Source organism: Roseibium sp. RKSG952 (assembly GCF_009711355.1).
Genome location: NZ_SMMF01000959.1, coordinates 249,907 through 258,962, shown reverse-complemented (window position 1 = coordinate 258,962; position 9,056 = coordinate 249,907). Strand labels below are relative to the sequence as shown.

The 9,056-nt window shown below is 56.5% G+C and carries 5 protein-coding genes; all 5 read left to right on the top strand.

The genetic code is table 11. From position 1 onward, the window contains the following. The first annotated feature begins 56 nt into the window (after positions 1 to 56). The 5 genes from E1297_RS41145 to E1297_RS41125 all read left to right on the top strand — a co-directional run bounded on the left by E1297_RS41145 (position 57) and on the right by E1297_RS41125 (position 8,845). Entirely contained in the window at positions 57 to 3,203 is a 3,147-nt protein-coding gene (locus E1297_RS41145) for an Ig-like domain-containing protein (protein ID WP_209016303.1), read from the top strand. A 70-nt stretch (positions 3,204 to 3,273) separates the two neighbouring features. Next, positions 3,274 to 4,077 carry a SapC family protein gene (locus E1297_RS41140; protein ID WP_155148625.1) on the top strand — a complete coding sequence of 268 codons (804 nt, stop codon included), beginning with the start codon at positions 3,274 to 3,276 and terminating at the stop codon, positions 4,075 to 4,077. Continuing rightward, a complete protein-coding gene (locus tag E1297_RS41135; protein ID WP_155148623.1) occupies positions 4,064 to 5,407 on the top strand; it encodes a TolC family protein in 1,344 nt (447 codons plus the stop codon). Before E1297_RS41140 ends, E1297_RS41135 begins: the two co-directional genes overlap by 14 nt. Beyond that, positions 5,404 to 7,551, top strand: coding sequence for a type I secretion system permease/ATPase (locus tag E1297_RS41130; protein ID WP_155148622.1), 2,148 nt, complete (start codon positions 5,404 to 5,406; stop codon positions 7,549 to 7,551). The genes E1297_RS41135 and E1297_RS41130 overlap by 4 nt, the downstream gene beginning before the upstream one ends. Next, positions 7,535 to 8,845, top strand: a complete 1,311-nt coding sequence (locus tag E1297_RS41125) for an HlyD family type I secretion periplasmic adaptor subunit (RefSeq protein ID WP_155148620.1) — start codon at positions 7,535 to 7,537, stop codon at positions 8,843 to 8,845. The genes E1297_RS41130 and E1297_RS41125 overlap by 17 nt, the downstream gene beginning before the upstream one ends. The last annotated feature ends 211 nt before the right edge of the window (positions 8,846 to 9,056 follow it).

Below are 9,056 nucleotides of genomic sequence, written 5' to 3'. Positions count from 1 at the left end.
AGGTTACGATTGGTTCGGTAACAAAGACGGTCACTCCGGAGCCTGACGGAAGCTGGATGATTCCCCTGACTCCAGCCGAAGCCGCCGGTCTGTCTCAGGGCCTGACAACCATCACTGTCAGAAATCTGGATAGCGATGGAGAGGAACTCTCCGCTGAAACCGTGGAATTCGTGGTTGATACCGAACCGCCAACACTGGCGATCACCGGGTTCTCGGATGGCGCTGTGATGAACGCTCTGGAACAGGGCACCGACCTGACGATCTCGGGCACAACTGACGCCGAAAACGGTCAGTCGGTAATGGTCACCCTCAACGGAGAAACCTACACCGCAACGGTTTCAGACGGACAATGGAGTGTGACGGTCCCCGCCAGCGATCTGGCAGCCCTGCCGGACGGGGTCACCGTCACAGCCACAGCAGTTGTTTCTGATGCAGCAGGCAATCCGGCAGTTCAGGCAAGCAGCAGTTTCGATACAGATTTCATCGCCCCCAACATCTCGCTCGACACCGTTGCAGGTGGTTCAATTGACCTCGCCGATGTGGCGAATGACCTAGTTCTGACTGGTTCGACAAGTGCCGAAGACGGGCAAACAGTGACGGTGACATTCGAAGGGCAGACCTATACCGGAACCGCATCGGGCGGAAGCTGGAGCGTTACCGTCCCGCACGCTGATCTTGCGGGGCTTTCGACTGGCACTCCGGCGGCGATCAGCGTTGCGGTCAGCGATGCGGCCGGGAACCCTGCAGTTCCGACATCGGTATCTGTTCCCGTTGATTTGACAGGACCTTCGATTGCGATTTCGCCTTTATCTGTCGGCGCAGACCTTAATCTGTCGGAATCCGGGTCGGATCTTGTCATCAACGGGACCACGGGCAATGTCCCTGACGGTCAGCAAGTCAACGTCTCGCTCAATGGGCAGAGCTATACCGGCACAGTGTCTGGAGGGACCTGGTCTGTAACCGTTCCAACCGCTGATCTCGGCGCGTTGGCTGACGGCAGTTCTTTCACCGTCACAGCGGATGTCACGGACTCAGACGGGCTTGCCGCGCCACAAGCTAGTGTCGGCGTATCCACAGATACGTCACCACCAACATTGAGCATCGACACCTATTCCGGTGGCGCAGTCCTGAATGCCGCGGAGCAGGGCACCGATCTCACGATCTCTGGGTCCACTTCGGCCGAGGATGGGCAAACCGTAACCGTTTCAGTGAATGGCCAGACCTACACAGGCACCGCTGCCGGTGGCGCGTGGAACGTGAACATACCTGCAGCCGATCTTGGTGCCTTGTCGGATGGGTCGACAATTGCAGTTACGGCGGATGTTTCCGACGCCGCCGGCAACCCGGCGACACAGGCAACCGGCAGTTTTGACACCGATTTCACTGCGCCGGCGGTGGCCATCACTAACCTATCGGACGGGGCTGTTATGAATGCGGCCGAACAGGGAACAGATCTGACGATCTCAGGCACCTCTGACGCCGCAGATGGAACCACCATCACCGTTGAAATCATACGTGAAGACGGGACTGTCGATATCACTGGCACCGCAACGGTGAACAGCGGCACCTGGACCTACACCGCCATCGCCCTCGGCGGACTACAGGATAACGAAACTTATGACGTGACCGCAACGGTCAACGATGCCGCTGGCAACAGCAATAGCGCCACAACCAGTTTTGAAACCGATTTTACGGCCCCAACCATCTCGGTGAACCCGTTATCGGTGGGATCAGTTCTTGATGTTGTGGAAAAGGACACCGATCTGGATATTTCCGGCACGACGACCGCCGAAGATGGCCAGACCGTTACGGTCAGTCTTGGGGGGCAAAACTACACCGCAACTGCCTCTGGCGGCAATTGGCAGGTGACGGTCCCGGCTTCCGATCTGGATGCATTGGCGGATGGCGGAAACTTCACTGTCACGGCATCTGTAGAAGATGTTGCGGGAAATCCGATTTCCGACGCAACAACGACACTTGCTACCGATTTCCGGCCGATCCTCGGAATGAACGCGGTTGGTCCACACAACGCGGTTTCGCTTGCCGATGCAAAATCTTCAGGCATGACCGTCTCGGGCACCTCAAGCGGGCTTAGTGCGGGACAGACCGTGGATGTCACGCTCAACAGTGTATCCGTGGGTACCGCAACCGTCGCAGCCGACGGTACCTGGAACCTGACAGTACCGTCATCTGCTTTCTCTGCGATTGACGCCGGTGACAGCCTTGATTTTTCAGCTGCTGCGAACGTTTCAGGTGGAACCGATCCGCTGCCCGTCAATGATCAGGCCGTGGCACATGTCCCCGCCGCCTATGTGATTACCGAAGCGGGACGCAGCGGCAACACTGTTACGTTTGAAATTCACGCGGATCCCGACGTCGACATCTCAAGCGGTTTCGCAATCACAGCCGAGCTGGGCTTTGATCCATCAGTCGTCACTTACGATACCGGATCAGAGGTAGAAAACGGCGACTTCAATCTGTTCCTCGCAAACCCGAATGGTGGTTCTGCCATCAGTTTTGCAGGTGCCGCCACAAGCTACAACGACCTGTCTCAACCCGTTGTAACGTTTACCATGACGGTACAAGATCCGACAAAGCCTATCGAACTGACCGTCACAACTCCGGATGGCGGACCAACAAAGTGGCAGATCGGAACCGACGGCGCTGACAACTTGACCTCATCAAACATCGACGACGTGATCCGGGGCGGAGATGGCAATGACACGATCGACCTGACCGGCGCGGGCAGGGATATTGTTGTCTTCGAGGCCGATCCCGCGGCCAATGGCACAGACACGATTGCCGGGTTCACAATTGGTCCTGCTACAGATGTGACGGATGCGCTGATGTTCAGCGGTCTGGATGTCTCAACGCTGCGGGGCGATGGAACTGATGTGGAAACTCTTGGCGTAGGTGACGCGATAGGTGCCAATACCGGTTTCGTCGGATTGACGACTACGTTGACGGATCTTGACGCGGACACAATCGCCACAGCGATCGAAGGCTTGTCCGGCGCTCAGGCGGGTGACGAAATCTATGTCCTCGCGACAGACGGAACCAACAGTGTTCTGATCAAGGCAGATTATTCATCCCCTGTCATTGCAAACGTTCAGACTGTCGCCCAGTTTGACGGATTGGCGGATCTGACCGGATTGAATGCAGACAACATCCTTCACACAGATCCAACCGGCGCCACTGCCTAAACCGCTGAAAATACAGTGACTTGCGATGCCCAATATATGGACATCGCACAATCAACCTCCCGGGGGGCGCATGACTCAGAATGGTCTAATTCCTGTAAGCCGCGACCGACACAAAGATCGCTACTGGCAACGTTTCACGTCGTACAATTTTGCACGAGATCTCTCAGAATGCCCGTTGGTACATACTGAGGTTTGTCAGGCCGCTGCCACTTTCCCGATCCTGTTCCGCAAGACTGAATCCGGCATCCGACCGTTCGCAGTATTGTCGTTGACACAAGGGGAGACACCATTTGTTTCCACTCAGGGACGCTGGTTGGCAAGTTATGTCCCGTCCGCATTGCGCTGCTATCCTTTCAGCGCAGAGACGCTAATCGATACCACTCCAAATTCCACTCAGCAGTTCCGTCTACTGGTGGACGAGGCTTCAGGACTAGTGACTGACGATGTCCAAGACGAGCCATTCTTTACGGCTGACGGAACCCTGGCACCTGATCTTTGCGCGGTCAGGACCTTTTTTCAAAACCTGACAGCCGCCGAGGCCGCTACAGACCAACTGTGCGGCATAATTGATAAGATGGATCTCTTTACGCTGGTGCGGCATCACGACGGGATCGATTTGCCGCCGGATTGGCTAGGGGTCGATTTTGCTCAGATCGAAGCGCTTTCGCCACCGCACAAACTGCTCCTCATGAACAACAACGCGATGGGTCTTATCCACGCCCACCAGGTTTCCCTTTCTCATTGCGCATGGTTGTTTAAAGCACAGCAAAAACAACTGCATCGATCACCAGATGCCGAAAGTCCGGAACTGAACGGGTTCCTGTGCGCCATGGCAAGCGCCCAGCAGTTGGAGGGCATCCATGCAGGTTATTAAAAAACTCTGGAAGGCTCTGACCATTCTGATCCCTGCCACTCTGATATCGGCCTGTGAGCCGATTCCGGATCTGGTCCCGGTCGAGATGTCCTTCTCCGCAGGCTCAGCAGGGGCTGGGGCAACCCAACCTTCGGCTGCTCTTACCCAAAGTACATTTGGCAAACGCGTACGGGACGCGGTTCAGACCAGTCCTACACTGGCGCAGAGCAATACAAGGCTTGAGGCGGCAAAGGCCGGGCGTGACGCTGCAAAAGGGGCATTCCTGCCGGAAGTGTCTCTGGGTCTCAACGCACGCTCACAACGCGTGGACTCGGATATTGCCGATACGACGCCTTATCTGCGCGTGTCACAGCTTGTTTATGACGGCGGTACAGCCGCAGGCAATCTGACTGCAGCGCGGGCACGTGTTCTGGAAAGCCGGGGCGATCAACTACAGACCGCCTCTGCTACCGCACTGGCGGCGATCGAGACATACGTTTTGGTACTAAACCAACGAGAAATCGTAGAAATCTCGCGCCGCAATGTCGAAGTGCACGAAACAATCGAACAACAGATTGCCGATCGGACAGCCAGTGGCGCAGGATCAAACGCAGATGTTTTAACCGCACGCTCACGTGTTGCGGATGCCCGCACCCGCTTTGCTGATGCCAGAGCCCGCTCGGATCGCGCAAATGCCCGGTTTCGCGAAGTTTTTGGCACTCCGCCAGGCAGTCTCACAGCGCCCATCCCCGCTCCGAACCTGTCCCGCAGCGATCTGCAGATCGTGCTCGACAGTCCTCAGATCAGGCGGGCCGACGCCACGCTGGCGGCCGCAAAGGCTGAGAGAGCGGCCGCACTGGCTCGTCGCCAACCAGATATCCGTGTTTCAGCCTTTGCTGATCAAGACGTTAATCGGGATGCCAATTTTGGCGTGGACCTCTCGGTCAACTACGAACTGGATAGCACGGGCAAACGCCGTGCCGCTATCGCTGCAGCTGAGGCGCAGGTTAAAGAGGCTGAGTTCGCACGCGAGACTCTGATCCGTGAAATCACAAGAGAACTCGACTTCATTCGCTCTGACCAACAAGCCGGAGCGCAGCGCCTGCGCGAAGCTCAGATTGCTGTTCGGGCCAACGCCGACAGTGTCGCCGCTACGCAAGAACAATTTACGATCGGCCGCAGCAGTCTGATCGAAATACTGGATGCTCAGCGTGACTATGTGAATGCGCAGGAACGTTTGATCTTAGCCGAACAGAATTTTTTTCTCACCAACTACGCCGCACTTGGTCTGACTGGTGACATCGTGGATCTGCTGGGGATCAAGCTTACAAATTGGGATGGCTTGCAATGACCGAAAACGGTACCCCGTCCGGCCTCGACACCCTCTCCTCGCTGGAAGCGTGTGTTCTCCATGTTGCCACCGCGCTGCAGCGCCCATTGACGAAGGCTGCTCTTTACGCAGCGCATTCCAACCCGTCGGGCGCTCTGACCCACCGGGACGTGATTACCGTTGCGCAGCAGGCCGGAATGCAGGCGGGTTTTGGGGCCCGCAAACTCAAGGAATTCGACGGCAGCCTGGCTCCGGCAATCCTGCTGCTGGAAGGGAACAAAGCAGTTGTCTATCGCGGGCGTGCAGAAAATAACGATCTTCTGATCTACGATCCAACCCTTGGCGAAGGCGTTGGCGCAGTCTCAGAGAGCAGCTTTGGTGAAATTTACACTGGCTATGCCATCCTGTTTCGCCGGGAACATCGCGAAGAGATTGCCGAGGGAAAGGTCAAACCAACGGGGCATTGGTTCTGGTCAGCCCTTGCGGCAAATCGCTGGTCTTACACTCAGGTTGCGCTGGCAGCAGCTTTAACGAACATACTGGGTTTGTCGACTTCGGTCTTTATCATGATCGTATACGACCGGGTCTTGCCAAACGAGGCAACGGAGTCGCTGATTGCCCTGACGATGGGTGTTTGCCTGGCGCTGCTATTCGACTTTATTCTGAAGATATTGCGGGCAGGATTTATTGATCGCGCCGGGCAAAACGCGGACAAATTCATGGGCCGCCGCATATTCGACCAGTTACTGAATATAAAAATGAAATCACGCACCGGATCGACCGGAGCAATGACAAGTACCGTGCGCGAGTTCGAAACGCTGAGAGAGTTCTTCACCTCGGCGACACTGGTTGCGGTTGTTGATCTGCCATTCATCGGATTGTTTGTCTTCACCATCTACATGATCGGCGGATCGCTTTCACTGATACCCGCCTTGGCGGTGCCAATCGTGCTGTTGACGGGGTTGGCGGTCCAACCGCTGCTTTCTCGCCTAGCAGAACAAAGCTTTTCGGACGGCCAATCCAAACAATCTGTCTTGGTCGAAGCCGTGACAGGTCTGGAAACCATCAAGACGACGGCAGCAGGACGGCAAATGCGCTCGCGCTGGGAGGAAGCTGTCGCCCGCCAGTCAGAGCATGGAATGCGCAGCCGTGCGGTTACGCAGCTGGCTCTCAATCTGACAGGTTTTACACAACAGGCGGCACAGGTGCTGATCGTATTCTACGGCGTGTTCCTGATCTCGGATGGACAGACCAGCATGGGGGCCTTGGTCGCGTCGGTCATGCTCACCGGGCGCGCTTTGGCACCACTCAGCCAGCTGGCGCAGACGTTGACCCGCGTGAATCAGGCCCGGAGCGCGTTTCGAAATCTGAATGCGTTGATGCAAGCTGAAAGCGAACGCCCCGAGGGACGCAGCTGGATCAGCCGTCCCCGATTTGACGGGCGCATCACATTCAACAATGTACACTTTGCTTATCCCGATCAGGATGAGGATGCTCTGAAAGGTGTGAGTTTCACCATCAATCGTGGCGAAAAGGTTGCAATCCTTGGTCAGATCGGATCGGGAAAAAGCACTGTCGCACGTTTGCTGCTGGGTCTCTACCAGCCCCGTGTCGGATCGGTGATGATGGACGGGCTGGACCTCCGTCAGATCGATCCGGGAGATCTGCGCCGTAATGTCGGATCTGTATTACAGGATATCTGGCTGTTCTCGGGCACTGTTCGCGAAAACATCACCAGCGGCGCCATTCGACCTCGGGACGAGGATCTGATCCGTGCCGGGCGGATTTCCGGAGTAGAAGACTTCATTGCCAGACACCCAAACGGATACGACCTCAGGTTGGCCGAACGTGGTGAGGGCCTGTCGGGCGGTCAGCGTCAGGCCATTGCACTGGCACGGGCGCTGATCGGGCGACCGCCTGTTTTGCTGTTTGATGAACCCACCAGCGCAATGGACGTCAAAAACGAAGCCGAAATCATCCGAAGACTAAAAGAGGCAACACAGGATTCAACTATGGTGGTGGTTACGCATCGCACCAGCCTGTTGGAACTGGTTGATCGGGTCATAGTGATCGAAGACGGCAAGGTCGGAGCAGACGGGCCAAAGAGCCTGTTGACTCAGCATGCCCCCAAAAAGCGGAGGCATCTGAATGTCGCGGCATCCTGATCTCGACACCCTCGCGCGGGAGATGCGCGGGCGCTCTTCTTTACGTGGATCGCTGCTGTTGTTGGTTATCTTGTCATGCCTCATCGCAGCCGGGCTGTGGGCCTATCACACCGAACTGGATGATGTGGTCCGGGCAGAAGGGCGCGTTGTTCCCTCGGCTGACATACAACTGATCGAGGCAACAGAACCGGGCGTGCTGCAACAGGTATACGTCCGCGAAGGGCAGATGGTCGACAAGGGCACGCTGTTGATGGAGTTCGATACCACCCAGATCGACGGTGAGTTGGGGCGGGAACAGCAGCGCGCTTTTGGCCTGATGGCACGAGCGCAACGGCTTTCGGCCGAGATAAACGGGACCGAGCTGCAATTTGACAATATCCTGATCAACGAAGCGCCGGAGGTGGTCCGCTCGGAAACTGCATTATTTCAGGGTCGACAAGCCGAATTGCTGGCTGAGATAGCCATTCTGGAACGACAGCGTCAGCAACGGCAGCGCGAGTATGAAGAGGGGTTGGTGGATCAGGTCACGGCAGATGAGACCCTAAAGGTTCTTGCCGAGGAGCGCGCGATGATGGCCCCGCTTGTGCAACGCCGTATGGAACCGGCCACAACTTTGCTGGCGTTACGCCGAAGCGAGGCGGAATGGGAGGGACGCAAAATCAGGGCCAAGGCCGTGGTCAGCCGACTGGAAACCGGTCTTGTCGAAGTCGACGACAAGATTGCGGCGGCGCGGAGCAGGTTTCGCAGCGCGGCTCTGACCGATCTGGCTCTGGTCACCGCTGAATTGGCGGCCTTGAAACCCACCCTGCCCGCGCTTCGCAATCGTGCTTCCCGGGCTCAGGTTCGTGCTCCGGTCAAAGGTATTGTCAATCGAATACATCGCACGACACTTGGCGGCTTGGCGCGCGGCGGCGAAGAGCTGATCGAGATCGTACCACTGGACGACACCTTGCTGGTCGAAGCCTATGTCAGACCTGGCGACATCGCGTTTTTGCATGCAGGCCAACAGGTCAAGGTCAAGATCACGGCCTATGATTATGCGAGATATGGTGGCCTGAATGGTGAAATCGTTCGCATCGGCGCAGATACGATCACCCGGTCAGAACGGAATGATGAGGAGGTTTTTGTCGTTGAAATACGGACCAGAAACGCAATTCTGGATGCAGGCGGTGTAGCAGTCGAAATCATTCCGGGAATGATCGCCGAGGTCGACATCCTGTCGGGGCGCAAATCCGTGATGGATTACCTGATTCAACCCGTATTGAAGATCAAGGACCAGGCCCTGCGCGAGTAAACTCCAGCGCGGATTGAGGTTCTGACCGAGCAGTTTTACTCCGCTAGTAGCGGGTTCAAAACACAGGTGCGGGTCGGATGATTAGTCCTGGAAGCGCTTGACGGTACTTTAGCAAACTCTTGGAGCTTAACCGTTTTAAGCTCTTTTGATTGTGGTGATCGTGTCTACAAAACTGTGTTGGCCACAATCAAAAATACACGATTCAAGTGCA

Coding starts and splice junctions, on each gene's coding strand:
- E1297_RS41145 (WP_209016303.1), top strand. CDS start 57: ATGATTCCCCTGACTCCAGCCGAAGCCGCCGGTCTGTCTCAGGGCCTG.
- E1297_RS41140 (WP_155148625.1), top strand. CDS start 3,274: ATGACTCAGAATGGTCTAATTCCTGTAAGCCGCGACCGACACAAAGAT.
- E1297_RS41135 (WP_155148623.1), top strand. CDS start 4,064: ATGCAGGTTATTAAAAAACTCTGGAAGGCTCTGACCATTCTGATCCCT.
- E1297_RS41130 (WP_155148622.1), top strand. CDS start 5,404: ATGACCGAAAACGGTACCCCGTCCGGCCTCGACACCCTCTCCTCGCTG.
- E1297_RS41125 (WP_155148620.1), top strand. CDS start 7,535: ATGTCGCGGCATCCTGATCTCGACACCCTCGCGCGGGAGATGCGCGGG.